This is a genomic window from Curtobacterium sp. SP.BCo (assembly GCF_051903265.1).
Taxonomy (GTDB): domain Bacteria; phylum Actinomycetota; class Actinomycetes; order Actinomycetales; family Microbacteriaceae; genus Curtobacterium.
In genome coordinates this window covers 1,870,885-1,897,280 of the sequence record NZ_CP194337.1, presented here as the reverse complement: position 1 = coordinate 1,897,280, position 26,396 = coordinate 1,870,885, and the positions used below count along the sequence as shown (strand labels likewise).

At 68.4% G+C, this 26,396-nt stretch carries 29 protein-coding genes; 13 read left to right on the top strand and 16 right to left on the bottom strand.

Translation table 11 applies throughout. The annotated features are described in order from the left end of the window. Positions 1-52 precede the first annotated feature (52 nt). Positions 53-697, top strand: coding sequence for an NUDIX hydrolase (locus ACRQ4B_RS09110; RefSeq protein WP_439691117.1), 645 nt, complete (start codon positions 53-55; stop codon positions 695-697). On the opposite strand, the gene ACRQ4B_RS09105 is transcribed toward ACRQ4B_RS09110, so the two are convergent. The 4 genes from ACRQ4B_RS09105 to ACRQ4B_RS09090 all read right to left on the bottom strand — a co-directional run bounded on the left by ACRQ4B_RS09105 (position 698) and on the right by ACRQ4B_RS09090 (position 5,552). Then, positions 698-1,462, bottom strand: a complete 765-nt coding sequence (locus ACRQ4B_RS09105; protein ID WP_439691116.1) for a hypothetical protein — start codon at positions 1,460-1,462, stop codon at positions 698-700. 451 nt (positions 1,463-1,913) lie between these two features. After that, positions 1,914-3,368 carry a restriction endonuclease gene (locus ACRQ4B_RS09100; protein WP_439691115.1) on the bottom strand — a complete coding sequence of 485 codons (1,455 nt, stop codon included), beginning with the start codon at positions 3,366-3,368 and terminating at the stop codon, positions 1,914-1,916. After that, on the bottom strand, positions 3,365-4,447 hold the full coding sequence (locus ACRQ4B_RS09095) for a DNA cytosine methyltransferase (protein ID WP_439691114.1): 1,083 nt from the start codon (positions 4,445-4,447) through the stop codon (positions 3,365-3,367). Before ACRQ4B_RS09095 ends, ACRQ4B_RS09100 begins: the two co-directional genes overlap by 4 nt. Positions 4,448-4,454: 7 nt before the next feature. Further along, a complete protein-coding gene (locus tag ACRQ4B_RS09090) occupies positions 4,455-5,552 on the bottom strand; it encodes a DNA cytosine methyltransferase (protein WP_439691113.1) in 1,098 nt (365 codons plus the stop codon). A 192-nt stretch (positions 5,553-5,744) separates the two neighbouring features. Between ACRQ4B_RS09090 and ACRQ4B_RS09085 the strand changes: the two genes are divergently transcribed. From ACRQ4B_RS09085 to ACRQ4B_RS09040, 10 genes are all read left to right on the top strand, one after another. After that, entirely contained in the window at positions 5,745-6,233 is a 489-nt protein-coding gene (locus tag ACRQ4B_RS09085; protein ID WP_439691112.1) for a hypothetical protein, read from the top strand. Positions 6,234-6,403: 170 nt separating this feature from the next. Further along, entirely contained in the window at positions 6,404-6,886 is a 483-nt protein-coding gene (locus ACRQ4B_RS09080; RefSeq protein WP_439691111.1) for a hypothetical protein, read from the top strand. A gap of 118 nt (positions 6,887-7,004) precedes the next feature. Continuing rightward, positions 7,005-7,994, top strand: a complete 990-nt coding sequence (locus ACRQ4B_RS09075) for a hypothetical protein (RefSeq protein ID WP_439691110.1) — start codon at positions 7,005-7,007, stop codon at positions 7,992-7,994. Then, positions 7,987-9,447, top strand: coding sequence for a hypothetical protein (locus tag ACRQ4B_RS09070; RefSeq protein WP_439691109.1), 1,461 nt, complete (start codon positions 7,987-7,989; stop codon positions 9,445-9,447). Before ACRQ4B_RS09075 ends, ACRQ4B_RS09070 begins: the two co-directional genes overlap by 8 nt. A gap of 242 nt (positions 9,448-9,689) precedes the next feature. Further along, on the top strand, positions 9,690-10,529 hold the full coding sequence (locus tag ACRQ4B_RS09065) for an ABC transporter ATP-binding protein (protein WP_439691108.1): 840 nt from the start codon (positions 9,690-9,692) through the stop codon (positions 10,527-10,529). Further along, positions 10,526-11,332 carry an ABC transporter permease gene (locus ACRQ4B_RS09060; protein ID WP_439691107.1) on the top strand — a complete coding sequence of 269 codons (807 nt, stop codon included), beginning with the start codon at positions 10,526-10,528 and terminating at the stop codon, positions 11,330-11,332. The genes ACRQ4B_RS09065 and ACRQ4B_RS09060 overlap by 4 nt, the downstream gene beginning before the upstream one ends. A gap of 53 nt (positions 11,333-11,385) precedes the next feature. Further along, positions 11,386-12,603, top strand: a complete 1,218-nt coding sequence (locus ACRQ4B_RS09055; protein ID WP_439691106.1) for a sensor histidine kinase — start codon at positions 11,386-11,388, stop codon at positions 12,601-12,603. Then, complete coding sequence (locus tag ACRQ4B_RS09050; RefSeq protein ID WP_439691105.1) at positions 12,600-13,226, top strand: response regulator; 627 nt, start codon at positions 12,600-12,602, stop codon at positions 13,224-13,226. The genes ACRQ4B_RS09055 and ACRQ4B_RS09050 overlap by 4 nt, the downstream gene beginning before the upstream one ends. Positions 13,227-13,345: 119 nt before the next feature. Beyond that, positions 13,346-13,762 (top strand): hypothetical protein, encoded by a 417-nt coding sequence (locus ACRQ4B_RS09045; RefSeq protein ID WP_439691104.1) that lies wholly within the window; start codon positions 13,346-13,348, stop codon positions 13,760-13,762. A gap of 236 nt (positions 13,763-13,998) precedes the next feature. After that, a complete protein-coding gene (locus ACRQ4B_RS09040; RefSeq protein WP_439691103.1) occupies positions 13,999-14,469 on the top strand; it encodes a hypothetical protein in 471 nt (156 codons plus the stop codon). Between the two features lie 43 nt (positions 14,470-14,512). Here the strand turns inward: ACRQ4B_RS09040 and ACRQ4B_RS09035 are convergent, their stop codons facing one another. Together ACRQ4B_RS09035 and ACRQ4B_RS09030 are read right to left on the bottom strand one after the other, a co-directional pair. Beyond that, entirely contained in the window at positions 14,513-15,448 is a 936-nt protein-coding gene (locus ACRQ4B_RS09035; RefSeq protein ID WP_439691102.1) for an NADP-dependent oxidoreductase, read from the bottom strand. A 103-nt stretch (positions 15,449-15,551) separates the two neighbouring features. Continuing rightward, complete coding sequence (locus ACRQ4B_RS09030; RefSeq protein ID WP_439691101.1) at positions 15,552-16,496, bottom strand: AraC family transcriptional regulator; 945 nt, start codon at positions 16,494-16,496, stop codon at positions 15,552-15,554. Between the two features lie 111 nt (positions 16,497-16,607). Between ACRQ4B_RS09030 and ACRQ4B_RS09025 the strand changes: the two genes are divergently transcribed. Further along, positions 16,608-17,378, top strand: a complete 771-nt coding sequence (locus tag ACRQ4B_RS09025) for an SDR family NAD(P)-dependent oxidoreductase (RefSeq protein WP_439691100.1) — start codon at positions 16,608-16,610, stop codon at positions 17,376-17,378. Positions 17,379-17,486: 108 nt separating this feature from the next. On the opposite strand, the gene ACRQ4B_RS09020 is transcribed toward ACRQ4B_RS09025, so the two are convergent. The 6 genes from ACRQ4B_RS09020 to ACRQ4B_RS08995 are packed head-to-tail and all read right to left on the bottom strand — an operon-like array spanning position 17,487 to position 20,873. Next, positions 17,487-17,807 carry a hypothetical protein gene (locus ACRQ4B_RS09020; RefSeq protein WP_439691099.1) on the bottom strand — a complete coding sequence of 107 codons (321 nt, stop codon included), beginning with the start codon at positions 17,805-17,807 and terminating at the stop codon, positions 17,487-17,489. 40 nt (positions 17,808-17,847) lie between these two features. Then, the gene (locus ACRQ4B_RS09015) at positions 17,848-18,627 is read right to left on the bottom strand and encodes a hypothetical protein (RefSeq protein WP_439691098.1); all 780 of its coding nucleotides are present in this window, start codon (positions 18,625-18,627) and stop codon (positions 17,848-17,850) included. Further along, entirely contained in the window at positions 18,624-19,088 is a 465-nt protein-coding gene (locus ACRQ4B_RS09010; protein WP_439691097.1) for a hypothetical protein, read from the bottom strand. Before ACRQ4B_RS09010 ends, ACRQ4B_RS09015 begins: the two co-directional genes overlap by 4 nt. Beyond that, entirely contained in the window at positions 19,046-19,351 is a 306-nt protein-coding gene (locus tag ACRQ4B_RS09005) for a hypothetical protein (RefSeq protein ID WP_439691096.1), read from the bottom strand. Before ACRQ4B_RS09005 ends, ACRQ4B_RS09010 begins: the two co-directional genes overlap by 43 nt. Further along, positions 19,348-20,559: a hypothetical protein gene (locus ACRQ4B_RS09000; protein WP_439691095.1), complete on the bottom strand. Its 1,212-nt coding sequence runs from the start codon at positions 20,557-20,559 to the stop codon at positions 19,348-19,350. Before ACRQ4B_RS09000 ends, ACRQ4B_RS09005 begins: the two co-directional genes overlap by 4 nt. Continuing rightward, positions 20,556-20,873, bottom strand: a complete 318-nt coding sequence (locus tag ACRQ4B_RS08995; RefSeq protein ID WP_439691094.1) for a DUF6507 family protein — start codon at positions 20,871-20,873, stop codon at positions 20,556-20,558. The genes ACRQ4B_RS09000 and ACRQ4B_RS08995 overlap by 4 nt, the downstream gene beginning before the upstream one ends. A gap of 125 nt (positions 20,874-20,998) precedes the next feature. Here ACRQ4B_RS08995 and ACRQ4B_RS08990 point away from each other — a divergent pair, with 125 nt between their 5' ends. Further along, a complete protein-coding gene (locus tag ACRQ4B_RS08990; RefSeq protein ID WP_439691093.1) occupies positions 20,999-21,283 on the top strand; it encodes a hypothetical protein in 285 nt (94 codons plus the stop codon). Between the two features lie 196 nt (positions 21,284-21,479). Here ACRQ4B_RS08990 and ACRQ4B_RS08985 read toward each other — a convergent pair whose 3' ends face one another. From ACRQ4B_RS08985 to ACRQ4B_RS08970, 4 genes are read right to left on the bottom strand one after another with little or no spacing between them, the layout of a single operon-like run. Then, complete coding sequence (locus ACRQ4B_RS08985; RefSeq protein ID WP_439691092.1) at positions 21,480-23,615, bottom strand: glycoside hydrolase family 36 protein; 2,136 nt, start codon at positions 23,613-23,615, stop codon at positions 21,480-21,482. Next, entirely contained in the window at positions 23,576-24,469 is an 894-nt protein-coding gene (locus tag ACRQ4B_RS08980) for an ABC transporter ATP-binding protein (protein WP_439691091.1), read from the bottom strand. The genes ACRQ4B_RS08985 and ACRQ4B_RS08980 overlap by 40 nt, the downstream gene beginning before the upstream one ends. Continuing rightward, positions 24,466-25,320 carry an ABC transporter ATP-binding protein gene (locus tag ACRQ4B_RS08975; RefSeq protein WP_439691090.1) on the bottom strand — a complete coding sequence of 285 codons (855 nt, stop codon included), beginning with the start codon at positions 25,318-25,320 and terminating at the stop codon, positions 24,466-24,468. Before ACRQ4B_RS08975 ends, ACRQ4B_RS08980 begins: the two co-directional genes overlap by 4 nt. After that, on the bottom strand, positions 25,317-26,390 hold the full coding sequence (locus ACRQ4B_RS08970) for an ABC transporter permease (RefSeq protein WP_439691089.1): 1,074 nt from the start codon (positions 26,388-26,390) through the stop codon (positions 25,317-25,319). Before ACRQ4B_RS08970 ends, ACRQ4B_RS08975 begins: the two co-directional genes overlap by 4 nt. Positions 26,391-26,396: the final 6 nt, after the last annotated feature.

Here is a 26,396-nt window from a genome sequence, read left to right as displayed (position 1 = left end):
CTGAGTCTGCACCCCTGCGACGATTTACGCAAACGTGCGTAAAATCGTGACCATGACGAACGAGTACCGCGATGCCGACGGCAAGCGGCTGACGGACTACCCGCGCCCGTCGGTGGCGGTCGACACGGCTGTGCTGACCGTGCCGGTGGGCGGGCCGCTGTCGGTGGTGCAGGTGCTCGACGCGGTCGACGGGGACTGGCGGCTGCCGGGGACGTTCGTGCACGAGGGTGAGCGGCTGGCGTCGGCTGTCCTGCGGTCGCTCGAGGCGAAGGCGGGCGTGACGGGGCTCGCGCCGGAGCAGTTACACGTGTTCGACGATCCCTCGCGGGATGACCGAGGGTGGGTGCTGTCCGTGGCGCACGTCGACGTGGTGCCTGCGGCGGCGCTCGCGGTCGACGGGTCACGCGCCCGTGTCGTGCCGGTCACCTCGGCGACGGGGATGGTGCACGGGCACGACGACATCGTCGACGTCGCGGTGGCGTCGCTTCGTTCGCTCTACGCCGCGGCGCCGGACCCGCGGGGGCTCCTGCCGGAGCCGTTCACCATGAGGGAGCTGCGGCGCGTGCACGAGGCGGTCCGGGGCGAAGCACTGCTGCCGGACTCCTTCCGGCGCGCGATGCTGCCGCTGCTGACGGCGACCGATGCCAAGCGGGCCGAGGGGCCGGGCAAGCCGGCGACGCGGTACCGGCGGCGCTGATCAGTTCCCCGGCTCCCGCGGGATGATGCAGTCGCTCTCCACGATCAGCTCGTTCGACTTCGACCGGTACTCGATCTCCGACAGGGTGTTCGCCGGCCGGAGCGACGGGTCGCCGTCCCCCTGGTAGGTGTAGGCGTGGTCGGCGCCTCGGCTCGCCTCGTCGCGATCGTCGAAGTGGTCCGAGAGCACCTCGATCGTCGCGTCTCGGTCCAGGGAGTCGGGCATCGCGATCGTCGCCGTGTATGTAGTGCAGGCGTTGCCGCCCTCGGTCTTCCCCGCGGTGAAGTCGCGTTGAACCTCGACCGATGATCGCTTCACCTTGAGGACGCCGAGCGCCTCGTCGATCTCGGGCTCCATGCGTTCCGCGGCCTGGTGCGCGTCGGCCGGGTCCGCGGGGTCCAGCTCGTCGAGCTCGTCCTGTCGGATCGTCGCCTGGTACGCCCGATCGTCGGCAGTTGCCTGTCGGATGACGCCGACGGCGGGGACGACGATGCACACCGCTACGACGCCGATGCACAGCGCGGCGACGACCGTGAGGACCGCCGCACGTCGACAGTCTCGGCGGCGACGCACCGCGACGATGCCGATGGCGAGGAGGACGAGCGGGACGCCGAGGCCGATCACCAAGGCCGCGACCTGCGACCCCAGGTAGTCGTGGCTGCCGTGGTTGAACGTGCGCCAGCTCACCGAGATCAGCGTGATGACCTGGAGGCCAAGGGCGAACACCGTGGCGATCGGGGCCACGACGACGAGCAGGATCAGCAAGCCCCGGCCGATCCCTTCCGGTCTCGACGAATCGTCGTCCCCCACGAGCCCTCCCTGGCCCCCGGTCCACAGTGCTACACGCGCATCCGAGTCGCAATCGCGATCGCGGATAGTCCACGAGTAGAAAAGTTGGAATGCGATGAGCGTCCTGGCCTTAGCCTTTCGCCAGACGCTACCCCCAACGAGGGCCAGCGTCGCACCTATCTCCACGGATCGCTTGACAGCGAAGCTGCCATCGAGGCGCTGCCAAACCGAGAGCGATGAGCCCGTCAAAAACGAACATTCGCCTCGCGTCCCAATCGCCTGCGCGATTATTGTGCACGCCCAGATCACCCCCCGTATAAAAAGGGTCAGCCTGTCTGACCAGTCGGACGAATTTCCGGCCACCCGCCTGCAGCTGCCCGGCGTGACGCACCTACTAGGCGACTACTGACCGCAAACACGCCAAGCACTACTCAACTTCCGACACAAGAGCACCCTGAAATGCCTTTTGCCGCCCCACCTCTTGCGCTAGCAAATGCACATGCTCCTGTATCGCCACTGAGCCACGCTTCGCATAGTCGGCAACCGCGCCGCCATCTAATAGCATTATCTGCGTCGCCGATATCTCATTGACGGATTTTGCGAAAGCGCGCGCGCTTTGCGTGAAGCTGCTGGTGGTCACAATTAGCACCACATTTGACCGAAGAACAGCCGCGACGCCGGCTTCCTTTGCGACAACCGACACCGGAACAGCTGCGCGCTGATTTTTACACTGAACGGTCCAACGCTCGAACGAGAACCCCGCCTGCTCAGCCAGGAGATCAACCTCGGCGCCGCCAGTCTCACCGCCGCGGACACGCAGCTGGCGGGGAATCAACCCAAGGTCAAGAGCAATACGTGCGGCCAGAACCTCCAGAGCCAAACCTTTACGACCAGTATCTTGGCTATTCAAATCAGCGAGGACAACATCAAGTGGTTGACTCAGAGCTTCCTGGAGTCCAGATGGAAGAGGATCCGGCGCGAGAAGACCTACAGCCTCAAAATCGAATGTCAGGCCCTTGGCGGCGAGCCTTACATCACCGCCTTTCGAATGCCTCCCGTCACCGGACGCACTCAACTCAAGCCAACCCGAACGAGCTAGCGGCTCATAAATACTCTTTCGCGCTTGGGCGCGATCAAACCGCACCGCACGCTCATCCAAAACAGCCAAAGCCTGTCTCGCCGGAACCCAGGCGCCTGCGACAACAGACGAGGCATCACGAAGCACCTCTAGATAGGCCCGCTGAGTCCAGGTCAACGAGTACCAATCGGAAACCTCGTCCAAGCCATAACCAACGAGGGCCCTTAATCGAGGATTGTCCAGCTTCCAATCTCGATCCACTACGTTTGCCCATTCGAGCCACTGGCGCATCTTGGATGCTGCGGCGTTGTTGTTGGGAATATCGAAACCGCGAAGCCGCAATTCGCTCGCCACTTCCTGCCCCCGCACCGCACCCTCGCGACGTCTTACCGATTCCGCGGCACGTAAAACGTCGACACCGTCCGCCTTCCGCAATAGATGAGAAGCCAGCAAATCAGCTGCATCACGTTCTCGACCGTCGGACAACATCGACCGCAGACGCGCCCCCATCGGAGTGAGCACGATCAAATCCCGCCCCGGGGAGATAATGGAATATTGCCGCATTCCGGTCACAACATTTGCTGCTCGTTTCAGTTGCTGAAGCCTCCGCTTCATCGGATCAGTCCGATTCTGCGCAGAACTCGCGAACCATCGATCCCTGATTACTTCCGAGAGGTCCTGCTGGGACAAGCCTCGATCCGCAATCGTGTTCAGCAGGAAATTCAGCGCATCGGCTGCGCCGCCGAGTTGGCGAGGCGTGAATTCGTTCGCCGCAATCAGTCGACGTTTGGGTGCAGTGTTCACGCTGCTAGGTACTCCTGACCGTGTGTCGCCGGCGCAAGGGCCTCACGCACACTGGATGCGAGCACCGCGGCAAGTCCTACAGGAACCGCGTTTCCCACCTGCCGCCATTGCTGCTCTACGGTCCCGTCGAGATACCAGTCATCCGGGAACGTTTGAATTCGCTTAACCTCTTCAATGCGCAAGATGCGATTGCGCCAATGCAACGGCCCCATGTTATTTGATCTCCTCGCTTGGATTGTCCAAGACGGTAGCTCAGGCGAAAGCTTCAACAGAAAGGACCAATAGCGGCTTCGCCATTCAAATTGAGGGTCTGGGTGTCCCCTCTTCGCGGTGAAGAATAGGTAATTGTCCCCTGGCGGCACCTTCTTCAGAAGCTCACGATGCTTCCCGCCTGCAACGTGGCCAACATCAGCGGCGTTCTCGTCCGTATCGAGATCGCCGATCCACTTCCCAACCGGCTCCCAAGGGAGGGTTAGACCATCAGTGGGCGCTTCCGCGTGGGTGGCTTCCGGCCAGTTGAATTCTCTAGCCCCAGCGTCATCGCGAATCCCAACGATGAAGAAGCGCTGACGAATCTGCGGAACACCATAGTCGGCAGCATTTAGAACTCGAGACGCGCACTTATATCCTAAAGATTCCGCCGTTTGCACGATGTGTGCGACGGTACTCGCGTGAACTTTGAAAGCCATGCCAGCAACGTTCTCCAGGATGAATGCTCGAGGTCGCAGCCACCTCAACGTATTCAGGTAACCTGTTATCGTCTCCTCGCCGACTGGATCATCCATTGCCCTCGGCTTATCTCTCAGGTAAAACCGGCTCTTCGAAAACGGTGGGCAAGGTGGGCCTCCCACGAGCAGATCGACATCCTCAAGGATTTCACGACTGCCCACAAGGGCCGCTACACGGTCTTCGGTGAAGTCGGTAACACTACCGAGGAGGAATGCTGTTTCGGGGAAGTTGCGAGCGTGCGCCCTTGCTGCTCTCGGGTCATTGTCGTTCGCGGCTATAACTTCGAATCCAGCTTGCACGACGCCTAGGTCGAGCCCGCCGCACCCAGAAAAGAGACTGACAGCCTTCATTGCGTTCCTAACCTCCGATCGCCGAAATCACAGATGCCACCATTGCGGCTCCCATGACACTTGGGACGGCATTTCCAATCTGTCGGACTTGCTCCCGGCGAGGGCCAGCAAATGAGTAGTCCACTGGAAAGCTCTGCAAGGCAGCCAATTCCCTAACTCGCAGACGTCTGCTGCTCCAGTGAAATGGTCCCGTCCAAGGCCCTGGGCTCGCCGGGATTGTCCACGAAGGCTTGTCTGGGCTCAACTTCAACAGAAAATTCCAATAGCGGGTTTCGGCCTCGAAGGTGGGACTCGGATGCCCTGCCCACTCAGTGTGATGCTTGTAATTCATACCGGGGGGAATTTCACGAAGATGCTGCGCCCATCTTCCGCTCACCACTTCCCCCTCTTCCGCATACTCCTGCCGATCCAGATCGCCAATAGCTTCTCCCGCTGTCACCACGGGCGAAAGTCCATCCCCTCCGTGAGTCGGGGATGGCGCATCTGGGATGCTGCGCTTCGATCCGAGGAGGAAAACCCGCTGTCTGTTCTGCGCTGCACCATATTGCGCAGCCGTCGCCACCACTCGCCTAATACGGTACCCTGCCTCTTCGGCGTCCTGTTCGAGAGCTTCAAACACCGCCTTATTACGCGGATGGAGGATACTCGGAACATTCTCGAAAACAAACCCTTCAGCATCCACCTCCAGCACGAGACGCATGTATTCAGACACGAGCGTTCGACGCGAATCCGCCCGGGCCTCAATTGGAGCATGCAACCGCTCCCCGACTTCTCCTCGGCTCCGCGCACGTCGAAATGCGGCCTCATCGCCGTTGTCTAGCCAGTACGCCGCTTTACTGAATGGCTGGCACGGGGCACCGCCAATGACAACCACTGGATCGCTTGCACTAATCTTCGCGCGGCGACGCAGGTCCGGCCCAGACACAGTAGTAACGTCGGCTTGGAGCACTTCACCCGGATGATCAGGATTGATCCTCAATGTTTCGCAAGAGTACGAATCGCTATCAACCGACAGTCTCAAATCGCCTCCCGCTGCAACAGCGCCAAGCCCCAAGCCCCCTGCACCTGCGAAGAGGTCGATTACGGGGATCTTGCTTTGGGCCACGTGGTGCTCCTTCGGTCGGGTTGCTGGGCAAGCCTACGGACATCCGCCGACACTGCGATACCAGACACTCCCCTGGGACGCGTGGTGGTCGATGTGAGTCACTGAGCTACTGACTGTGGGCCCCGCTGCGCAGATTCTGCACCTCGGGAGCCCGCTTCGAGCAGATCGCCTCCCCAACGAGGTCACCGCGCAGTGCGATTCGGGCCGATCGCGAAGATCGGTGTCGGTGTCACCGGGCTGACGACCGCCCAGGCGCTCACGAGCTCGTTGGCACGGCCGGCCACGGCGTCAGCCGCAGCGGACTGGCGGGAGCTCGCCGTCACCCTCGGCCCCGCGCTCGTGGTCGCAGCGGGAGCAGCCGTCGGCACAGCGCTCGCGCAGGCGCGCGGCATCGGCGGCAACCTCCGAGCGCTCGCGCTCGTCGGATTCTCGTCGTCGGCCCGCACCACGGTCGTCCTCGTCACTACGCTGGTACTCGGCTCCATCGGCTCGCTCGTCGGTGCCGTCGCTGCGATGTCGGCGTCCCTGCTCGCGGTGCCGTTCGGTGCAGACCTGTCGTCGGTGTCCGTGTCCGAACTCGCCGTCCCGATCGCCATTGCCGGATGTTCGACCGCGATGACCGCGGCAGTGTTTCCTGTCAGCGAATGGATGGGCCGCCGGCTCAGGCCTCGAGCCAGGTGACGCTGACTGCCCTTTCCGGTCCCGCGATGGTGACAGGACGGCGAGCTCCCCGGATCGTTGACTCGGAGCTTTGAATCCTTCTGATACTTCAGATACGGTCAGCACATGCGTTCCTCCGAGCACCAGATCCGATGAGCAACGGAGCCCTCGCCGCCTGATTCGATGTCGCGGTGACGTTCGCGATCTCCATCTGCAGCCTCGTGATCGCCCACCGCGCCGACCGGACCGCACGTTCCGATCGCGATGAGCGCGAAGCCGCCCGTGTGAGCGCCTGGATCTCCTTCGTTTTCGACAGCACCGAGCCGGAGAACAAGGCCCTGTGGAACGACGTCCTGGTGATCCGCAACGCGGCCGACTCGGTCATCCACAACGTCGAGGCGAAGGCCGTCATGAACGGCGCAGACGAGATCGCGTTCACCGCCAAGATCTGCCCTCCGGGCGAGTCGTATTCCGAGTGGATCTACCCGAGGAACCGCCCGCACCAGAACCGGGCGTGGAAGCTCCCGTCCAGCTGCTCGGAGCTGGCGTGGGACGACCGCATGCTCCGCCCGTTCCCCGTCGCCGACAAGTGGTCGCTCGTCTCGATGTCCTTCACGGACGCCCTCGGGAAGCGATGGGAGTACGAGGCAGGGAGCGGTCTCCGCCCGATTTGACGGGCGGACGGGCGCGGCCCGGGTCGGCGCCGCGCCTCCCCCACTCACTCCCCTCCTTGAATGTCCCTCGCATCCGGTACGTTCACGTCTACCAGCTGTTCGTGACGGAGGAGTGACCTTGCAACCATTCGACCCCGAACGGCTGAAGCAGGGGCTGAGCGGAACCATCGACAGCGTCGCCCAGGCAACCCGGGAAACGTCCTCGCGGGTCGTCGATCGGGCGAAGTCCTGGAAAGCGGCTGCCGAGGATTTGCCCGATGGACGGGGGGACTCCGCGGCAGAATCGTACGAGCAAGCTGTCGTCGACTACAACGCAGCGCACACGACGATGACGGACAGCGGGCTCGCGCTCCTCAGGCAACGGGAACGCACAGCGGACCTGCTCGAATTCGTGGAACACCTCGTCAACAGCATCGCCAACACGCCGAAGACGTTCGACACGGCCTTCGAAGCCATCGAGATGAACCGGACCGCTTTTCTCGATGCCGAGGAGTTCGCGAGGAGGGACCTCGAAGCAGCGAGAGCATCGGCGCTCGGAGCCGGCGCGGGCATCACCGCCGGCGCCGCAGTAGCGAGCTTGGCACCTGCGGCGGCGATGTGGGCCGCCACGACCTTCGGTGCAGCGTCGACCGGGACAGCGATCTCCACGCTCTCGGGTGCGGCTGCGACGAACGCTGCGCTCGCCTGGCTCGGCGGTGGTGCGCTCGCGGTCGGCGGCGGCGGAACGGCCATGGGCGGTGCACTCCTGGCGCTCGCGGGTCCGATTGGGTGGACCGTGGCCGGAGCTGCGCTGCTCACCTCGATCGTGTTGTTCACCAAGAAGAAGTTCGAGACCCGCGAAGCGAAGCAGAAAGCTCTCCTCGCGGTGCGGCGGAACATCGCGACGGTCGATGCGCTGAATGAACAGATCGCAGCCTTGCTCGAGCAGACCGTCTCGCTCCGAGAGCTTCTCGGCAAGAGCTACCTCCAGTCGTTGCCGTCGTTCGCAACGGACTTCACCGCGCTCGCGAAGGCCGATCAGGCTCCTCTCGCTTCCCTCGTCAACACCGCGATGGCAAGCGCAAATCTCCTGGGCAGGCGGATCATCCCGGGGGGAGCTGATGACTGACTCCGCCGGAGCAGTCAAGCGCGGCCAGGAGCAAGCGGTCGCCGCCTGGGTGAACCACCTCAACCAACTTCGACTCGATGCCTTGTTCGCTCGACTACGAACGCAGGCGGACAACCTCGCAGATGCGCTCGCAACGGTCGACGCAGCGCTGCGGAGTATCGACCTCGAAGTCGTCGCTCGAAACCGAGGCGGCGAGAAGGGGATGCACGGCTTCATCGCCGAAGTCGCCGAGGTCGGCGTCAGCAATGCTCGTTCCAGGGTCTTGGGCCACGGGGCACCCTACGAGTGGGTCAACGACAATGGTCCGGTCGACCTCCTGCGCCGAGGCGTCGAGATCCAACAGAAGTTCGTCGCTGCGGGAGGACGCTTCGGGCTCGGCGCGATCAGCGAGCACCTCGACAAGTACCCGGACTTCATCCGGAACGGCGGCAAGTACCAGATCCCCGCCGACCACTACGCCTTGATCCGGAAGCTGCATGACATGCCTGCTTCGGAAGCGAGCATGCTCGTCACCGGGGAGGGTGACGGACCGTCCTACAAGGACTGGCAGCGAGTCCAGGAGTTCTTCAGTACGGGGAGGGCGGGGATCGATTCCGTCGAACCCTCTCGTTTGAACTACGCGGACGTCCAGCGCGGCAAGTACACATCAACGCTCGAGACAGAGAAGGAGTCGCTTCGTGCGACCGATCGGACTCGCCGCGAGGAGTCGATCCTCGGGAGCCGAGCCTCCATCAGCGAAGGAGCCCGAGCCGCAGCTGTCGGTGGCGTGGTCGAGGGTGGTACCACCTTCGTCATGGCCGTCATCACGAAGCGGCGTTCGGGCAGACATCTCAAGGAATTCACTCGCGATGACTGGTACGAGGTTCTAGGCGAAGCCGGTCTCGGCACGGTGAGGGGCGGCGTCCGTGGGTCGAGCATCTACGCGCTGACGAACATCACCGCGACACCGGCCGCGGTTGCCAGTTCCATCGTCACCGCCGCCTTCGGCGTGGCAGAACTCGCGAACGAGTTCCGCTCGGGTGCACTTTCCGAGGTGGAGTTCATCGAACGCGCAGAATTTGTTTCTCTGGGAGCCGCCGTGAGCGCAGTCGCGTCGCTGGTCGGCCAGGCGGTCATACCGATACCCGTTCTCGGGGCAGTCATCGGAACCACGGTCGGCAGCGTCATGTACCAATCGGTGTCCGACGCCCTCGCGCGCAGGGAGACCGAGCTGGTGGAACGATACGCAGCAGAGCAGCGGGAGCTCGGAGAACAGCTCGCCAGCGATCACGAACAAATCGTCGAGCAGATCAGGAGCGCGACCTCGGCGTACGTCGCAGTGCTCGATCGGGCCTTCTCGCCCGACGTCGAGACCGCTCTCGCAGGGTCGATCGCCCTCGCGGTCCACGTCGGCGTCGCTCCGGAATCCGTCCTCGACTCCGACGAGAAGACCGCCGCATACTTCCTCGACTGAGGCTTCGGCAGCATCCTGTGAGCGATGTCCGCCGTCTGCTCTGCGGTGTTGCCGTGGACGGTCATCCCCCCTCGCGCTTCTCCGCATCCGGTGAAGGGGACGACCGTCCCGGTTCGCGATCCCTGGGATCGGCGGACTAGGACGGTCACCCGGCCGATCGTGAGCCCCATCCCCCGATCGGAGGATGCCGAACCACCTCCTCCACCGATCCGCCCGCACCACCGACCGAGCACCCTGGTCTCATGCCCGAAACCCCCGCCATCGAGGTCCACCACCTCACGAAGCAGTACCCCACCGGCAAACGCGCCATGGACGACGTCTCTTTCGACATCCGCCCTGGCGAGACCTTCGCCCTCCTCGGCCCGAACGGCGCCGGCAAGACCACCACGGTCGAGATCCTCGAGGGCTACCGCACCCGCACCGGCGGCGAGGTCCGGGTGCTCGGCCACGACCCGGCACACACGAGTCGCGGCCACAACACACGGATCGGCATCGTCCTCCAGACCAGTGCCGAGTCCCCCAACGTCACCGTCGCCGAACAGCTCCGCCACTTCACGACGTTCTACCCGCGCCACCGCAGCGTCGAGGAGCTCCTGCAGAAGACGGGGCTCGAGGCGCAGCGCAACACCCGCATCAGCCGCCTGAGCGGAGGTCAGCGCCGCCGCGTCGACGTCGCCCTCGGCATCATCGGCCGCCCCGAGGTCCTGTTCCTCGACGAACCGACGACCGGTTTCGACCCCGAGGCCCGACGGCAGTTCTGGGACCTCATCGACGAGGTCAAACGCGAGGGCACGACGATCCTCCTCACCACGCACTACCTCGACGAGGCCGCACACCTGGCAGACCGGGCGGCGGTGATCGCCGACGGCAGGCTGCTCGACATCGCACCGATCGACGAGATCGGCGGCGCCGAGGCCCGGACACCACGAGTGCGCTGGCGCGACGACGCGGACCAGGGACACGACGAACGCACCAGCGACCCGGCAGGTCTGGTCAGGAGCACGACAGCGACCATGAACGACCTGGAAGTCATCCGCCCGTCCCTCGAGGACGTCTACCTCGGAATGGTCGGCCAACGATGAACACCACTGCCATCGGCGCGCACCGCATCGGCTACGAACTCCGCTCCTACTTCCGCGCCCCCGACTCGGTCTTCTTCACCTTCCTCTTCCCCATCGTCATGCTGGCGCTGTTCTCGGTCGCCTTCTCGAGCGCCCCGGAGATCCACGCTGGCCCGAACGTCAGCGTCGACTACGCCACCTACTACCTGCCCGGCCTCGTCGCAACCGGCATCCTGCTCTCCGGCACGCAGTCCCTCGGCGTCGACATCGCCGGAGAGCGCAGCGACGGCACGCTGAAGCGCCTGGGCGGCACCCCGCTGCCGGTCCTGAGCTACTTCGTCGGCAAGATCGGCATGGTCCTGGTCACGACGGTCGTGCAGACCGCCCTGCTGCTGGCGATCGCGAGCCTGGTGTTCGGTGTGGACCTGCCGACGGACGGCGGCGCGTGGGCGCACTTCGCGGGCATCATGCTCCTCGGGGTCGCGACGAGCTGCGTGCTCGGCATCGCGATCTCGGCGCTCCCCCGCGAGGGTCGCCGCGCCACCGCCACGATCGTCCCCATCGTCCTGGTCCTCCAGTTCATCTCCGGCGTCTACCTCCCCTTCACGCAGCTGCCCGACTGGCTACAGGACGTCGCGTCGGTCTTCCCCCTCCGCTGGATGGCGTCGGGCATGCGGTCGGTCTTCCTGCCGGACGCGTTCGCGTCCGCCGAGCCGGGAGGCGCGTGGCACCTCGGCCTCGGCACCCTCGTCCTGGCAGCATGGCTGGTCGTGGGCGCGGTGGCCTGGCTGTTGACATTCCGGTGGAACCGCAAGGACGCGTGATCGTGCCTGTGGACAACCGCTCGTGGGGCGCTCGGCGATGGGATGCTGATGCCATGGACCGGATCACCGCACTGCGCAGCATCACGGCACAGCGCAACTGGGGGCTGCACGTGGCGTTCGGCGTCACGATCGCCCTCGTCGCGGTGATCGCCGGGCTCGGGTGGTCGCCGTGGTCGACCCGGTGGCCGGCGTTCGCGATGCTCCTCGTCCTCGCCGTGGCGTACGCCGCGTACGGGTGGCGGGGCTACGACTCGCCCCGGGCCGCTGCGGCGTTCGTCCCGCTGTTGGTCGTGGCGGCGTTGGTGCTCCCGGCGATCGTGCCGAGCACCGCGTTCATCCAGTGCATCCTGTTCCCGGTGGCGTGGTGCCAGCTCGACCGCGTCCGCACCTCGGTCGCGGCGTCGGTGGCGATCGGTGTGGCCGCGGGCATCGGGCTGCAGATCGCGAGCGGTCCGAGCGGCCTCGTCGGCACGGTCCTGATCGAGGGGGTGAGCGTCGCCGGTGCATGCGCGCTCGGCCTCTGGATCACGCGCATCGCCGAACTCTCCGACGAACGCCGACGACTCCTCGACGAGCTCCGGTCGGCGCAGGACTCCCTCGCCGAGGCGAACCGGCTCGCCGGCGTCACGAGCGAGCGGGAGCGACTCGCGCGCGAGCTCCACGACACCGTCGCGCAGAACCTCGCCGGCATCGTCATGCTCACCGAACGTGCCCGCGGCGACCTCGCGGCCGACCGGGTGGACCGGCTCGACGAACGCCTCACCGTCCTCGAAGAATCCGCGCGCGCCGCGCTCGAGGAATCCCGCACCCTCGTCGCAGCCGGCGCCGCCGGTGTCGCGGGCGACGGTCTCGGCGCCGCCCTGCACCGCCTCGGCGAACGCTTCACCCGTGAGACCGGCACCCCGGTCACCGTGGACGCGGCCGACTGCGCGTTGGATCGCGACGCGCAGGTGGTGCTGCTGCGCGTCGGCCAGGAGGCCCTCGCCAACGTCCGCGCGCACGCCCACGCCGCCTCGGTGCACGTCGCACTGCACGTGGCGGCGGACCAGGTCGGCCTGCGGATCGCCGACGACGGCGTCGGCTTCGACGCCGCCGTGCCGACCGCGGGCCACGGGCTCCGCGGGGTGCGCGAGCGGCTCGCCCTCGCGGGCGGGTCCTGCACGATCACGAGCGATGCCGGACGGGGCACCGTCGTCGAGGTGTCGTTGCCCACCGGGGCCGAGCCGCGCCTCCCGGCCGTCACCGTCCCCGCGCCGGAGGTGACCCGGTGATCCGCGTCGTCGTGGCGGACGACCACCCGATCGTCCGCGCCGGCATCGTCGCGTTGCTGCAGGACGCCGACGACGTCGAGGTCGTCGGGCAGGCCAGCGACGGCGAGGCTGCGGTCGGGGTCGTCCTCGCCGAGCGACCCGACGTCGTCCTGATGGACCTCCGGATGCCGGGGATGAACGGCGACGAGGCGACCGCACGGATCCTCGCTCGCGAGCCGGGGATCCGCGTGCTGATCCTGACGACCTACGAGTCCGACGACCAGATCCTCGCGGCGATCGAGGCCGGCGCTGCCGGGTACCTGCTCAAGGCCGCGCCGGAGTCCGAGATCCTCGCGGGCCTGCGTGCGACGGCCCGGGGTGAGACCGCCCTCGCTCCCTCGGCGGCCGCCGCGCTCGTCCGCCGCACCACGGGCAAGCCCACCGCCGGCCCGTCGCTGTCGCCGCGGGAGCTCGAAGTCCTGCAGCTCGTCGCCCAGGGCAACTCGAACCCGGCGATCGGCCGCACGCTGTTCCTCAGCGAGACGACGGTGAAGACGCACCTCGGGCACGTGTTCGAGAAGCTCGGCGTGAACGACCGCACCCGTGCCGTGACCCGAGCGATGGAGCTCGGCCTCCTCCGCTGACCCGGCGGAGTCTTTTCGGAGAGTCGGCTACGAACTCGTTCATCGTGCCGATGGGGTACCTCGTGCAGGCAATCAGCATGCGCATCACCTCAACCACGAAGGACCGTCCCTTGCTCCGAATGACCAAGAACGCACCGGCGCCCATCCGCTTCGACGAAGCGGAGTTCGAGCGGCAGTACCGGCGTCACGCTGCCCCGTCCGCATCGCTCGTGACCGCCTTCCACAGGGCCGCTTCCCGAGACGTCGCCATGGCGCTCCGAGTGCTAAACCGCGTGCGGTCGGACGCTGCAACCGGACCTGGCGGCATCTTGACGATGTTCGCTGTTGCGCTTGCGGTGGTCGGGTCGATGACGACGACGGCGTTGACCGTCACCGAAGGCTCAGCGTCCGAACAGTGGCGCGTGGTGTTCGGGACGGTCATGGTCTGCGCTGCGGCACTCGTCACCGTCTTCGGCGTCTGGCTCTACGTCTGGCGGTCGTCGCGACACCGCTGCGCCAACATGTGGAAGGACGCCTTCGAGAACGCTCTTCGCTGACGGAGGAGTCGGGCCGGCGCGATGGCTACGCCGTTCTCCCGAGGGTCGTGATCGTCGTGGTGCCGTCTGCTCGGCCGTCAACAACCGGAACGGTCACCGGACGAAAGCGTCCGTGGCATCCCGGTCCGCTTTCGCGGCCCCTGCCGACGACCGGAATGAGTCGGGGATGGAAACGGTCTTCGTGGCGCCCCGCGACCGTCCAGCTCCGCACGCGAGGATCGACGCAGGGGGAACACGTGCACCGAGAGTTCGATCGACCACCGCGCCGCTGGCCGTGGGCCGTCGTGATGGTCGCCGGCGGGATCGTCGGCGCCCTCGAGGCCGTCGGCATCATCGGCGTCACCTGGGTCTCCGACCCCACGGTCGACCAGCCGATCGTCACGCAGACCGACTGGTGGCCGCCGGACTCCGCGCTCCTGGGGCTCGTCGCGTGCATCGCGATCCCGATCGGACTGTTCCTCGGCGCCCTGGTCGCCGCCGGGGTCCACGCGCTTGGGATGCTCCTCGACGACACGCTCGGCCTGGTGCCCGCGGTGGGCATCGTCGGGCTGCTGACGGCCGCCGTCGGGTTCGCCGCCGGGCTCCCGATCGCGATGCTCGTCGAGGCGCCACCGATCGCACTGCCGTTCGCCACCACGGCCGCGGGCGTCAGCGGAGCCGTAATGTCCGTGGCCGCACTCCGCAGTCTCGAACGCACCCCCGCCTGACCCTGAGACCGCACGACCGGACGACCGGACGACCGGACGGGCGTCAATCCCAGGTCAGCACGAACCGCCCGCGCGTCCCACCGGCCTCGAGCCGCGAATGCGCCTCCGCTGCCCGCGCCGCCGGCAGCACCTCGGCCACCCGCGGCGTCAGCGTCCCGCTCTCCACCGCGTGCCGCAGCTGCTCGAGCTTGTCGAACGACCGGTACTCCCCGAACACCATGATCTGCTCGAACCGGATCCCCCGGGCCCCGTTGCCCTCCCAGCCCCGGACGTCCAGGAACACGCCACCGTCCCGGACGGCGTTCACGACCTCGTCCCGCTGGACGGCGGCGTCGGCGAGCGCATCGACCCCGTCCGGCACGAGTGCACGGACGGCGGCGGCGAACCCGTCCCCGCGCGCCACGATGTGGTCCGGCCCGAGCGACCGCACGAGTGCCTCGTCCTGCGGCGCGGCGTCCGCGATCACGGTGATCCCCGCGGCGCGGGCCAGCTGCACCACGTAGTTCCCGAGCAGCCCGGCGGCCCCGGTGACGGCGAGCGTCTGCCCCGGCTCGAGCTCGGCCCGATCCAGGATCTGCAGCGCGGTCAGCCCGTTCATCGGCACGGTCGACGCGAGGGCGGCGGACAGGCCGCGCGGCACCCGGGTGAACGACCCGACGGGTGCGACGAGCTCCTGCACGTACGCCCCACCGTGGGTGCTGAGCGGGAGCGCCATCGCCATGACCTCGTCGCCGACCGCCCACCCGGACACGTCGGGGCCGACCTCGTCGATGACCCCGGCGGCGTCCATCCCGGGCACGTACGGCGGTGACGCGTGCGACGATTCGCGCTGCCCGGCACGCACGCCGGTGTCCGTCGGGTTCACGGCGAACGCCTGCACCCGGATGCGCACCGACCCCGAGCCGGCGTGCGGCTCCGGGACCTCGTGGACGGCGAGGGCCTCGGGCCCTCCGAACTGTTCGACTCCGACGACCTGCATCTTCCCGGTCTACCCGGGCGTTGCTCAACGCAACCCATGACGGCCTGGAGGCGCGGCACCAGCCCGCACCGCGCCTCCCGTCCGGTGCGTCCCGGCTCCGGGGCTAGACGGCCGTCGCCAGGGCGAGTTGCGCCCGTGCCGCGACGGCGTCCGCCGCCGGCGGGCGCCCGTAGGCGTCCCGGTAGTCCCGCGAGAAGTGCGACGCGCTGCGGAAGCCGACGGCAGAGGCCGCGCGGGCGGCGGTGTCGCCGTGCACGACCATCAGCCGGCGTGCCTCGCCGAGCCGTGTCCGCTTGAGGTACTGCGCGGGGGTCATGCCGGTCGCCTCCTTGAAGCGGGCGAACAGCGTGGACTCGCTGACCCGGAGCTCGCGGGCCAGGCGGTCCATCGACCACGGTTCGGCCATGCGCCCGGTGAGGAGTGCGGTCGCGGCGGCGACGACGGAGGTGCCGGATCCGTCGAGGGCGGCGGTGATGCGGGGCGCCTGCTCGGTCTGGAGCAGGCGGAGGACGACCTCGCGGGCGACGAGCGGGAAGAGCACGGGGACGTCCTCGGGGGCGTCGAGCAGGGCGAGCAGGCGGGCGAAGGCGTCGGCGAGCGGGGCGGTCCAGGTGCCGAGCCGGGGCACCTCGCCGCCAGACGCTGCGGTCGGCGCGGACATCGACGCCACGACCTCCCCGACGACCGTCGGGTCGAGGCGCCAGACGGCGGAGACGAACCCGTCGCTCCCGGCGGTGTCGACGACGCCGGCGACGACGGGCAGGTCGACCGGGGTGATGATGAACCGTTCGCGGCCCCACACCTGGTCGTCGTCGCCGACGATCGAGCGCTTCCGGCCGCGGAGGACGACGGACAACGACGGCACGTACCGTCGGTCGAACAGGCCGGTCGGCTCGTGCACGCGGGAGACCGTGAGCCCGAGGGCGTCGGCGCGGCGCGCGGACCCGGCACGCGCGGCGGCGTCGTGGTGGTCGGAGCCCAGGACGGCGGCGTGGGCGGACGCGGTCGCCGCGGCCCGGTCGAGGTGCTGCGCTGTGCGGTCGTCCACGGGTGCCAACCTACCCAGACGTCGTGCGCGGAGCCGTGCCGTGCGGGATCCGGCAAGGTCCTCGTGGATCCGGGCAAGGACGCCGGGACCTGTCGGCCGGAGCATCGAGTCATGACCGATGCACCTGTTGCCACCACCGTTCGTACCGCCCTCGTGACCGGAGCCTCCAGCGGCATCGGCGAGGCCATCGCCCGGGAACTCGCCGCCGCAGGCCTGTTCGTCGCCGTCCACGGCCGCAACGCCGAGCGCACCCAGGCTGTCGCCGCGTCCATCGAGGAACACGGTGGCCGCGCCGTGCCGCTGGTCGCCGACCTCTCCGCCGCGCCGGCCGAGGTCCGCGCACTCGCCACGGCCGCCACCGAACAGCTCGGCGGGCACGTCGACGTCCTCGTGAACAACGCCGGCGTCTACCCCGGTGGTCCGACGGAGTCCCTGTCCGACGACTCCGTGGACGACCTGCTCGCCACGAACGTCCGGGCGCCGCACGTGCTGGTCGCCGCCCTCGCTCCCGCGATGACCGTGCGCGGTGGCGGGCACGTCGTGAACATCGGCTCGTGGATGGCGCGCGTCGGCGTGCCCTTCATGGCGCTCTACCCGGCGACGAAGGCCGCCGTCGAGCAGCTCACCCGAGCGTGGGCGGCGGAGTTCGGGCACCGCGGCATCCGGGTGGTGACCGTCGCGCCGGGAGCGACGGCGACGCCGGGCAACGCGGACTCGGCGGACGTCCTCGCCGCCATGACGGCGGGGACGCCCGCGGGCCGGCCCGTGCAGCCGGTGGACATCGCGCGTGCCGTGCGCTGGGTGGTGTCGGACGACGCCGCCTTCGTCACCGGGGGCACCATCGACGTCGACGGTGGGATCGCGTCGACACGGATGCGCTGACCGGGACCGCCCGACCGGGCCGGGTCGGCAGGATGGGGGCATGCGCTTCGACGAGGTCCTCGCTCGCTCCGACGGTCCCGCGGTCGCCGCGGAGCTCGGTCGGAGCGCTCATCGCTCACGCTCCACGCGGTACCAACGGGGTTGGAGCCGCTTCGGGACGCCGGACAGCAGGATCCACAGACCGAGCGCACCGGTCAGGGCGGCGGCGACCGCGAACACGAAGGAAACACCGAAGACCGGCGTCCGGATGAAGCTCGCAGCGAGACCCATCGACAGCACGGCGAGTCCCAACCAGAACCACCCGAAGACGACGTTCTGGTGGAGCCGACCGATCCACGAACGCCAGACACCGGCGTAGGCCAGTGCCCCGAGTCCTCCGAACACGAAACCGATGGCGAACAGGATGAGGACGAATCCGAGCGGGGTCATCCGAACACCTTCTTCCTGCCGCTCCCGCGAGGTCCCGTCGTCAACGATCGTCGCGGGTCACCGCGCCGATGACCTGTCGGACGACCGTCTCGGTTCGGATCGGCCGGAGAGCGACTGCACCGTCGGCCTGGGTGTACCGCTCGAGCCAGCCGAAGCCAGGAACATCGATCGCGAAGATCCCGAACCCGGTCTCTTCGGACCAGCCGAAGACCGAGCGCCATCCGGGAATCTCCCAAGCCCGACGAAACCACTCGGGCATCCCGGGTGTCGGCGCATCGAGCGTCGATTGTCCACCGTGCTCCTCGTACCGCGCTTGGAGTGCCGTGAGGGAGACGGTCACGGCCTCCTGCTCTCCGACGAACCACGTCGGTTCCACGGCGATCCAATCGAGGAGGTGTCCGACCGCGCCGGCGACCGAGGTGACCCCGAGTCCGACCCGTCCACCGCCGAGTTCGACGCGCATGGCCGCCCGACGCCCGTCCACCCAAATCGCGGCGTGGTGCGTCCCCTGTTCGGACTCGATCCGCGTCCGGAGTGAACGAGTGGCGTTCGCGATGATCCCGACGAACTCCGAGCCTGTGTCTGACAACGCTCCGAACCGGTTGACCAGCCCGAGCTCACGTGCGGCTCGACCTTCCTCCGAACGACGAGTACTCGCCGACACCAGCCCGCGGCTCCGGACCTGCCAGAGGTGGTCGAAGAGTGCCTCCGAGCCTTGCCACGCAAGGCGACATCCGGGCTGGTGGTCGCGCACCCGGTCGAGCGATTCGAGCTCGACGCCGGCGCGCTCGCTCGCAGCAACGTCGATCCGCGGCATCATCGGGTCGTTCCCTCCTGCACGTCGACCAGACGCACCGAATCCATCACCTGTGCGAGCAGCGGTTCGACGGTGGTCCATTCGAGCACGGAGGCACTCGCCGTCAGGTGGACTGCCGTGTCTTCCGTGGTGATCACGCGCTGGTCGACGACGATCCAGTCATCACCGAGGGGGTACCCGAACAGCAGTCGAGCGCTGGAACCGATCGCATGCGCCTGACGACGGACCTCCAGGACTCTCGTTCCCGGCTGTGCGGCGATGGCAGCGGCCATCATCCCGGAGGACGCCTCCACCAACGACACCGTCGTCGATTCCCGCGCGACGATCACGTTCGGCCGGAACCCGTTGGTCGTCGGACATTCGATCACCGTGCCGAAGGTCGCTTCGGTGAGGACCCAGCCGTCGGGCAGGTCGGCCGCGATCACGCGCCGCTCCGATGCCGGTACCAGCGCGGCGTCAGCCATGCGGGCACACCGAAGACGAACAGCCCGACCGCGACGAGGATCAGCACGAAGGCCGCGACCATCATGACCGCGGTGATCACGAACGCGTGCGTCGACAGGAGCGCCGCGAACGTCCCCAGGCAGATGCCGCCGAACCCGAGGAAAGCGGTCGGGAAGATCCGGTCGGCGCTCCACGAGCGCGTCCAGCTCCGCCAGAGGCCGGTGTACGCCGTCAGCCCCACGAGCGCGAACGCGCACGACACCGCGATGATCGCCCAGATCACCCGAAGATCCCCTTCCACACGTCGTGTACGCCCTTCGCGAAGTCCGACCCCTGGTACATGTCGTTCAGCTTGTCACCGAGCATCTCGCCACCTGTCCCACCGAGCCAACCCCCGATCGCGCTCCCGACGATACCGCCCACGACGGTCCCGACCCCTGGGAACAGGGCAGTCCCGATGGCGCCACCGATCCATGCGCCGGCCGCGGCCGCGCCGACCGTGGTGCCTCCCTTGATGACCGTGGTCGTGACCGCGCTCTCGGTCCGGCGTGAGTCGGACCAGTCGGGGTGGTCGACCTCGTCCTCGTGCCACTGGTCGTTCCAGGTCGAGCCGAGAGTGAGGACTGTTCCAGCGGCGCCCAAGACCTTGGTCGCACCCTTGGCCACGTCCGGCATCGCCTCGAGCAGGGCGTTCTTGTCCTTCACCAGGAAGTTGTGCGAGCCGTACCGAGGATCATCGAGGGGGATGTTGGGCCCCTTCGGCGGGTACGGCTTGGCGATCTCCCCCGGCGCCTGCCACCATGCCTTGCCGTTCGCATCGAGGAACGACGGCGGCGGGGTGCGCAGCGTGGCTTCGGGGATCACTCCGGCAGGCACCGTGGTGAGCTGGCGCCACCGTTCGAGTGTCTCCTGCGAGACCGACATCCCCGCACCGATGATGGCTCCGGACGTCCCACCGCCGACGAAGCTCAAGAACTTCGAGGCCGCTGACTGCTCGTACGCCTTGAGCGCATTGATGGCGCCCGCGCACTCCTGATCTGCCTGCAGTGCCGCGGCGTTGAACTGGTCCACGCGTCGCTGCAGGGCATCCTGCTGGTCACGACGCGCGTCCTTCGCTGCCGTGACTTCTTCGTCGGTCGCGCCGGCCGGGGTCGAGGTGTCGGATCCGGCGAAGGTGCTGATGTCCGAGAGGAGCGTTGTCCGCTGGGTCTGGAGCGTCTGCACCGTCGTCGAGTACGTGTCGAGAGCGCTCTTCGCCTTCGCCGCTGCGTCGACCAGCCCGACCACGTCCGCATCGATCGGCGACAAGGCGTTCCGGAGCGTGGCCGCTTCCGGCGCGTCGTAGACATCGGACGACGCGAACGCCTTCCACGCGGCCTCGATCGCGTCGGCCTGTGTCTGCGCCGTGCTCGCCGCCGACACCAGGTCCGCACCGACCGACTCGAGCGTCGCGGGGTCGGGCAACTCGTTGACAGTGGGGGCGAAGGTCACTGCTCGATCCCGTTGTTCGCGTTCGCCGCCATCTCCTCGTCGCCGGCCGCGTACGCGTTCGCGATCGATCGCGCCGCCGCGATGGACGCGGTCACGCGGCTCCCGATCGACGCGAGTCGGATCTCTCCTGGGTTCTGCTTGAACGCACTGAGTGCCGTCGCGGTGTTCACCGCGCGCGCTGCGAGCGACTCCGCTGCACCGGCGGCGTTCTGCAACGACTGCTCTGCCGTCGCCATGTCAGCGAGAGCGGTCTCGGCGTCCGAGATCGCTCGGTCGAACGCGGCCGGATCGAGCCGCCATCCGTTGATCGCCATGCGGCATCCCCCTCAAGCGCTGCAGTGTGTCGGAACCCGTCGAGGATACCGACACACTGGGTTGCAGGGAACCTGACGCCCTCGATCGACCCGCTACCGTTGTGTGCGACGAGGGAGGGGACCGTGTGATCTGGGTCATCGGCGCCGTCCTGATGCTCGTCGGCCTGCTCGGCTACACCGGACTCTGGCGTTCCTGGGCGAAGGGCGGCCTGTCCTACAAGGTCTTCGGCCTCTTCTGGTTCGGTCTCGGCATCGTGCTCGTGAGCATCGTCCTCGCGCTGCCGGACCGCCCGAGCTGGCTCTTCTGGGTCCCCGCGGTCATCGCCCTGCTCGGCGCGGCCTCGACCTGGTACCTCCCGCCGGCGCTGACCCCGCGCTGGTTCCGCGCGCTCCGCAGCAGCTGGCGCTGACCCGCCGCACGCGCTGACCCCGAACGACTTCTCCGACGTCGTACGACATCGGACTCGTCGTTCCGAGTCCGTCCAGCCCGAAAGCACCACCCCACCACCCCACCGCACCACCCACCGGCCAGGAGGCGCGGCACCTGCCCGCACCGCGCCTCCCGTCCCACGGACGCGCACCGTCTGCCATCCGGCGCACGCCCGCTCAGGTCCCCGCGTCCGCCCCCTCCGACCGGACGCGGAGCACCCGCGCCGTCGGGGTCGCGCCGCCGCTGTCGACGTGCAGCACCCCCGCGGACGCGTCCCACGTGACCTCCCACGGCCCGAGCGCCGTCGGGAACAGCGGCTCCACGGACACCGAGCGTCCGGCGAACCCCGGCAGCGGCAACGACACCGATGGCGACGCGCCGGGCAGTGCCCACACCGACAGGTACAGGTCGCCGTCGGGCGCGGCGAGGCCCAGCGCGACCCAGGTGTCCTCCCACCCGGGCAGCCCGAGCGGCCACACCGGGATCGCGGTGTCGACCACGTCGAGCACCGCACGGTGTGCAGCGATCGCGGACGCGACGACCGCCCGTTGCGCGGACGACATCTCGTTGAGGTACCCCGACAGGTACATCCGCCCGAGCACCCCGTTCACCAACGACACCGTGAACAGGTCGTCCGACATCGACGGCGCCGGGTACGCCCAGTTCCCCGCCTGCTCGGGCAGCATCGCGGCAGGAGCGGCGGCCACGATCGACGCGGACAGCACGGGGTCCTGCTGGTCCGAGGTGGACTGCATGTGCAGCCGCGAGAGCATCGCGAAGTCGGCGCGCATCGCCCCCGAGGCGCAGTTCTCGATGAGCAGCGACGGGTGCCGTTCCTGCACCGCGTCGAGCCAGTCCAGCAGGGCACGTGAATGCTCGAGCGAGCCCGACCACGGCCCGGTCATCGTGTTCTCGTCCATCTTGAAGAAGCTGACCCCGAACTCCCCGACGAGCCGGTCGACGACGGCGTCCAGGTGCGCCCGGGCGTCGGGCGACCGCAGGTCGAGCAGGTGCCGTCCGTGCTCCGCGACCCGCACGCCGTGGTGGTGCACGAACGCGGACGGCGGCAACGAGGACGCGAGCGGCGAGTGGATCCCGATCACCTCGGGCTCGAGCCACAGCCCGGCCCGCATCCCCCGCTCGGTGATGTGCGACAGCACGACGCCCAAGCCGCCCGGGAACCGCGACGCGGCCGGCTCCCACGCCCCGACGGTGTCCCACCAGTGCCCTTCGGCGTACCAGCCGGCGTCGATGCAGAACAGGTCGGCTCCGGCGTCGGCGGCCGCGTCGACCAGCGGGAGGAGCTTCTCCGTGGTGGGGTCGCCCATGAGCGTGTTCATGTAGTCGTTGAACACGAGCGGCAGGTCGGCGTCGGCCGGACGCAGGGCACGGCGAGCGCGTCGCTGCTGCGTGAGCACCGCGAAGGCCGCGCCCACCGAGGACGCGATCCCGACCGAGGCCGGCACCGACACGAACGGACGGTCGGGTGCCACGACGGCGGTCCACTGGTGTTCCTGGTCGGTCGGCCCGCTCAGCAGCAGGTACGCGTGCCGCCGGGTCTCCCCCAGTTCGTACAGCCACGGCCCGTTGTGCTCCACCTGCCAGACGAGCGCGTACCCGCACGTGGCGGACGGCGCGTCCAGCACCCCGATCGGCAGCGCCTCGCCGGTCGACCACGAGCCGCGGTTCTGCACGACGACCCGGCTGCGGGGCGGGTGGTGCTGGGCCTCCCGGTCGATGCGCGCGAGCCCGATGTCCCGCAGCGGGTCGGTCCGCCACCGGCTCTCCGCCGCCCAGTCGTTGTCCGCGTGCAGCAGCGACAGCGCGTCGACGGTCACACCTGCGTCGGTCAGGAACGCGCCGGTCGCGAAGGACGACACGAAGTCGACGACGTGCTCGCCGCGCTGCGCGCGCACCTCCGTCCACGTCTGGAACGCCGCGACGCCGGCTTCCGCCCGGAAGACCGACTCGGCCTGGAGGCCCGTGGCCGCATCCTCCTGCAGGACCCGGAACCACAGGTCGGTCCCGTCCTCGTGCACCTGGTGCGACACGTGGCGCAGCCGCGCCCCGATCGTGGAGTCGACGTGCCGGAAGCCGCCCGGGAACCGGCCGTGGCCGACGGTCGTGAGCTCGACGAGCGGCTGCGGGTCGGAAGGCCCCTCGGCGAGCGCCCCGCCGGCCGGCACGAACGACGCGAGCGCGACCGGCCCGTCCGGGGCGATGCGGAACCGCGCCGAGAACCCCGGCGTGGTCCAGTCGACGGACTCCCCGCTCACCGTGCCCCGACCGGAGCCGGCGAACTCGTCACCCACGCGCCGACGCCGTGGTCGTAGCAGGTGGTGTTGTCGATCGTCGACCGGTCGAGCGCGGATCCGGAGGTCACCCGGCGGTCGGTGCGCTCCGGGTCCGGGGCTGCCTCGGCGAGCAGTCGGGTGTAGTCGTGCTGCGGGTTGAGGATCACGTCGTCCGAGGGTCCGCGTTCGACGACCCGGCCGCGGTACAGCACCAGGATCTCGTCCGAGAAGTGCCGGGCGGTGGCGAGGTCGTGCGTGATGTACAGCACGGCGAGGTGGTCCTCGCGCTGCAGTCGGCCCATCAGGTTGAGCACGCTGAGCCGGATGGACACGTCGAGCATCGACACGGGTTCGTCGGCGACGAGCACTTGCGCCCCGGGCGCCAGCGCGCGGGCGATCGCGACGCGCTGCCGCTGGCCGCCGGAGAGCTCGTGCGGGCGGCGGGACGCGAAGTCCTCGTCGAGGTTGACCCGGCCGAGCAGTTCCCGGACCCGCTCGGCGGTCTGCTCGGCGCCGCGGGCACGGTGGTGCAGCTGCAGTGGTCGGGCGATGTGGTGCTCGATGGAGTGGAACGGGTTGAGCGAGGCGAACGGGTCCTGGAACACCATCTGCACGTGCCGGCGGTACATGCTGCCGACGACGGGCGTGCCGTCCTCGAGCCGGACGTCGATCGAGCCGCGCGTGGTGGTCTCGAGCTTCGCGAGCATCCGGGCGATCGTGGACTTGCCCGATCCGGACTCGCCCACGAGCGCGACGGTGCGGCCCGGCAGGAGCTCGAACGACACGTCGTCGACGGCGCGCAGGGTGGTGCGGCGCAGGCCCTTCCGGGTGTGGAAGTCCTTGCCGAGGTGGCTGACGGTCACACTGGTCACGATGCGACCTCCTCGTCGATACCGGAACGGATGAACGCGCCGCGGGCCCCGGAGAGGCTCGGGAACGACTGCAGGAGCCGGCGGGTGTAGGGGTGCTGCGGGTCGTGCTGGATCGCGTCGGCGGTGGCGCACTCGACCACCTCGCCGCGGAGCATGATCGCGATGCGGTCGCTGATCTCGAGCAGCAGGGGCAGGTCGTGCGTGATGAACACGACGGCGAAGCCGAGCTCGTCCCGCAGTCGGACGATCTCGCGGAGGATCTCCCGCTGGACGACGACGTCGAGCGCCGTGGTGGGCTCGTCCATGATCATGACCTGCGGTTCGAGGAGCATCGCCATCGCGATCATCACGCGCTGCCGCATGCCGCCGGACAGCTCGTGCGGGTACGCGGTGATGCGCGCGGGGTCGACCCCGACCCGGCGGAGGGCGTCCTCGGCGATCGCCCGACGCTCCTTCCGCGGCATGCCACGGCGGTGTTCGACGAGGGCGTCGTCGAGCTGCGCCCGGATCGTGGTGACCGGGTTGAGCGCGTTCATCGCCCCCTGGAACACCATCGACAGCTTCGACCAGCGGACGGCCCGGAGCCGTTCGTCGCCGAGGCCGAGCAGGTCGATGTCGCTGCCGTCCCGGTCGTGGAAGGTGATGCTGCCGGACGCGACCGTCGCCGGCGGCTTGTGCAGCCGGGTGATGGCGTAGGCGAGGGTGGTCTTGCCGCAGCCGGACTCCCCGGCGAGGCCGAGGATCTCGCCGGGTGCGAGCGTCAGCGAGACGTCCTTGACGGCGTGCACCGGGTGCTCGGTCTCGTAGACGACGTCGAGGTGGTCGATGGTGAGGACGGCGTCCCGGGTCATCGGGCGACCCCCTTCGTGTCGGTGGTGGTCTGCGCGGCGCGAGCCGTGCCTCCAGGGCCGGACGGACCGCCGGGACGGCGGGCTGCACGACGCGCACGACGCTCGCGCCGTCGCTGCGCCCGCACGTTGGCGAGTCGCGGGTTGATGACCTCGTCGATCGAGAAGTTGACGAGGGAGAGCCCCATGCCGAGCAGTGCGATGAGCAGGCCCGGCGGGACGAACCACCACCAGGCGCCCTGGGCGAGCGCGAACCCGTTCTGCGCGTAGAAGAGCATCGTGCCGAGCGTGGACGAGTTCGAGGCGCCGAGGCCGAGGAACGACAGGCCCGCTTCGCCGAGGATCGCGGCGATGACGGCGAACACGAACTGCGACGCGAGCACCGGCAGCAGGTTCGGCAGGATCTCGACGGCGATGACCCGCCAGGGCCGTTCGCCGGCGACCCGGGCGGCGGACACGTAGTCGCGGTTCCGGATCGACATCGTCTGCGCCCGGAGGACGCGGGCGGACCCGGCCCAGGACGTGATGGCGAGGACGATGGCGATGGTCCAGAGCCCGCGTGCCTCCTGCGGGACGAGCCCGGAGATGACGATGACGAGCGGCAGGCCCGGGATGACGAGGAAGACGTTCGAGAAGAGCGAGAACGCCTCGTCCATGATCCCGCCGAGGTACGCGCCGAGGATGCCGAAGAACGCGGACAGCACGGTGGCGAGCACCCCGACGATCAGGCCGATCTGCAGGCTGCCGCGGGTGGCGTAAGCGAGCTGCGCGAGGACGTCCTGCCCGGTCTGCGTGGTGCCGAGCAGGTTGTCGGCGCTCGGCGCCTGCATGCCCGAGTCACGGATGGTGGTCGGGTCGCCGACCAGGAACGGGCCGAGCAGCCCGAACAGGGCGACGCCGACGATGAGCACGATGCCGGTGACGAGCCACGGGGTCAGGGTGGGGAGGAACCGGCGCAGGCCGCCCTTCGGTCGGGCTGCACGGGCGGTCGCGATGCTGCGCGTCGAGCCGGCGTCGGCCTCCTCGGCGAGCTGCCCGATGGTGGGTTCGGTCTCCTGCTGGATGTTGGTCATGGTCGT

Excerpts from the sequence above, each read along its gene's own strand:
- ACRQ4B_RS09110 (WP_439691117.1), top strand. The coding sequence starts at position 53 with ATGACGAACGAGTACCGCGATGCCGACGGCAAGCGGCTGACGGACTAC.
- ACRQ4B_RS09095 (WP_439691114.1), bottom strand. The coding sequence starts at position 4,447 with ATGAAGGCTGTCAGTCTCTTTTCTGGGTGCGGCGGGCTCGACCTAGGC.
- ACRQ4B_RS09070 (WP_439691109.1), top strand. The coding sequence starts at position 7,987 with ATGACTGACTCCGCCGGAGCAGTCAAGCGCGGCCAGGAGCAAGCGGTC.
- ACRQ4B_RS09065 (WP_439691108.1), top strand. The coding sequence starts at position 9,690 with ATGCCCGAAACCCCCGCCATCGAGGTCCACCACCTCACGAAGCAGTAC.
- ACRQ4B_RS09060 (WP_439691107.1), top strand. The coding sequence starts at position 10,526 with ATGAACACCACTGCCATCGGCGCGCACCGCATCGGCTACGAACTCCGC.
- ACRQ4B_RS09055 (WP_439691106.1), top strand. The coding sequence starts at position 11,386 with ATGGACCGGATCACCGCACTGCGCAGCATCACGGCACAGCGCAACTGG.
- ACRQ4B_RS09045 (WP_439691104.1), top strand. The coding sequence starts at position 13,346 with ATGACCAAGAACGCACCGGCGCCCATCCGCTTCGACGAAGCGGAGTTC.
- ACRQ4B_RS09035 (WP_439691102.1), bottom strand. The coding sequence starts at position 15,448 with ATGCAGGTCGTCGGAGTCGAACAGTTCGGAGGGCCCGAGGCCCTCGCC.
- ACRQ4B_RS09025 (WP_439691100.1), top strand. The coding sequence starts at position 16,608 with ATGACCGATGCACCTGTTGCCACCACCGTTCGTACCGCCCTCGTGACC.
- ACRQ4B_RS09020 (WP_439691099.1), bottom strand. The coding sequence starts at position 17,807 with ATGACCCCGCTCGGATTCGTCCTCATCCTGTTCGCCATCGGTTTCGTG.
- ACRQ4B_RS09015 (WP_439691098.1), bottom strand. The coding sequence starts at position 18,627 with ATGATGCCGCGGATCGACGTTGCTGCGAGCGAGCGCGCCGGCGTCGAG.
- ACRQ4B_RS09010 (WP_439691097.1), bottom strand. The coding sequence starts at position 19,088 with ATGGCTGACGCCGCGCTGGTACCGGCATCGGAGCGGCGCGTGATCGCG.
- ACRQ4B_RS08995 (WP_439691094.1), bottom strand. The coding sequence starts at position 20,873 with ATGGCGATCAACGGATGGCGGCTCGATCCGGCCGCGTTCGACCGAGCG.
- ACRQ4B_RS08975 (WP_439691090.1), bottom strand. The coding sequence starts at position 25,320 with ATGACCCGGGACGCCGTCCTCACCATCGACCACCTCGACGTCGTCTAC.
- ACRQ4B_RS08970 (WP_439691089.1), bottom strand. The coding sequence starts at position 26,390 with ATGACCAACATCCAGCAGGAGACCGAACCCACCATCGGGCAGCTCGCC.